Source organism: Herbaspirillum lusitanum P6-12 (assembly GCF_000256565.1).
GTDB classification, from domain to species: domain Bacteria; phylum Pseudomonadota; class Gammaproteobacteria; order Burkholderiales; family Burkholderiaceae_D; genus Herbaspirillum; species Herbaspirillum lusitanum.
This window is the reverse complement of the sequence record NZ_AJHH01000810.1, coordinates 1-883: the sequence shown is the minus strand read 5'-3', so window position 1 is coordinate 883 and position 883 is coordinate 1. Positions and strand designations below refer to the sequence as shown.

At 60.0% G+C, this 883-nt stretch carries 1 protein-coding gene; it reads right to left on the bottom strand.

All coding sequences use genetic code 11. From position 1 onward, the window contains the following. Window positions 1-25 precede the first annotated feature (25 nt). Window positions 26-883, bottom strand: an 858-nt coding sequence (locus tag HLUSI_RS30805) for a LysR family transcriptional regulator (RefSeq protein WP_016836692.1), incomplete at its 5' end; no start/stop codon positions are given.

Here is an 883-nt window from a genome sequence, read left to right as displayed (position 1 = left end):
GAGGGGCCCTTTTTTTTTTGCGCGTTCAGTTGTTCCTGATCCCCGGCGGCAAAGGAAAGTCGCGTGCCAGGATGTCTTTGATGAATTGCTGAACCGCCTTGATACGCGGCATGAAACAGCGCTCGCGATGCACCGTCATCCAGATGGTGCGTTTGACGTCAATCTGGTCCACCAGCAGCGCCCGCAAGCCGAATCGCTCGGCGTTGGAAAATGCCGGCAGCATGACAATGCCGCCGCCCTCGGCGGCCGAAAACAATTGGGCAATCATGCTCGATGAATGAAACACCACCTGCGGATTCTTGATGGCCTCCTCCAGCCAGCGCACCGTGTTGAGTTGAATCAGGTCGTCGACATACGAGACGAACTGATGATCCCTGAGTTCGCCGACCGAGCCCGGCACGCCGTGGCGGGCGAGATAGCTTTCCGAGGCATACAGATGGAGCGGAAATGCCCCCACCGGCTCCACTTCCAACCCCTTGCCTTCAGAGGGAAAGAAGCTCAGGAAAACATCCGCTTCGCGCTGGCTCACATGGACCAGTTGCGTGGAGGTGACGAGCTCAATCTGGATCAGCGGATAGCGCTCCTTGAAACTCACGAATTGCCGCGACAGATACAGTGAGGCGATGCCTTCCATGGTCGCAATGCGCACCGGCCCGGAGGGGATGCGCGAGGTGCCGGACAAGGATTCGCCAATCGCCAGTGCGCCCGACTCCATGGCTTCGACATGCTCCAGCAACTCGCGCCCCTTCACCGTGATATGGAAACCCTGGTGGTCGCGTTCAAATACCGGCGCGTTGAGGACCGCCTCCAGCTGGGCGATACGCCGGCTGATGGTGGAGTGGTCCACACGAAGTTTGGCGGCGGCGCCGGATAGCGTCCCGGC